This window comes from Lysinibacillus sp. UGB7 (assembly GCF_049058285.1).
GTDB lineage: Bacteria > Bacillota > Bacilli > Bacillales_A > Planococcaceae > Lysinibacillus > Lysinibacillus sphaericus_B.
In genome coordinates this window covers 1-642 of the sequence record NZ_JBMGUV010000108.1, presented here as the reverse complement: position 1 = coordinate 642, position 642 = coordinate 1, and the positions used below count along the sequence as shown (strand labels likewise).

The following is a 642-nucleotide window of genomic DNA, read 5'->3' as shown; positions in this document are numbered from 1 at the left end:
AAAACATACTAACATTAGTAGTACAAACCAAGGCCATGGTTTGTGCTACTATTTTTTTATAGTAGAAGTGAAGAAAAGCCGACCAGCCTCTGGGACCATTTATGAGTCCGTATATAAAACCGGCTAACTTCATGCCCTTATATGAATCAGTTTAGTATGTTGGGTCCAAGAGATCGTGTATAAGAAAGTGGAATCGATAAGGTACTGTGAAGGCTTCTATGATTGGTCAAAAGGAGAAGAATGAGATGAAACATGTCATTGCGTTAGATGTCAGTAAAGGAAAAAGTACCGTTGCGATTTATGATGGTCACCGCCAATGTGAATTTGAAGGTGTGCTACATCATACACGGGGTGATTTTGAGCGATTACACGAACGAATGGAAGAGATGACAAAGCAAGATGGACAAGCGCCAGATATCGTATTTGAAGCAACAGGCATCTATTCAAAACCTGTCGAAGCGTTTTTAAAAGATTACGGCTATACGTACTGCCGCATGAATCCACTTGAAGCGAATTTACAGATGGCAACGATGCGTCGCAATAAAACCGATATCAGTGATGCTCATGAACTCGCGAAGACACATTTCAAAATGGAACGCGAAACAACGTACATACAAGATGATTATTATGAACAGATGCGTG

The 642-nt window shown here is 40.3% G+C and carries 1 protein-coding gene; it reads left to right on the top strand.

Annotated features, from left to right (window positions below; all coding sequences use genetic code 11):
• Positions 1–245: 245 nt before the first annotated feature.
• A partial coding sequence (locus ACOMCU_RS28205; RefSeq protein ID WP_421052315.1) for an IS110 family transposase occupies positions 246–642 on the top strand: 397 nt, incomplete at its 3' end.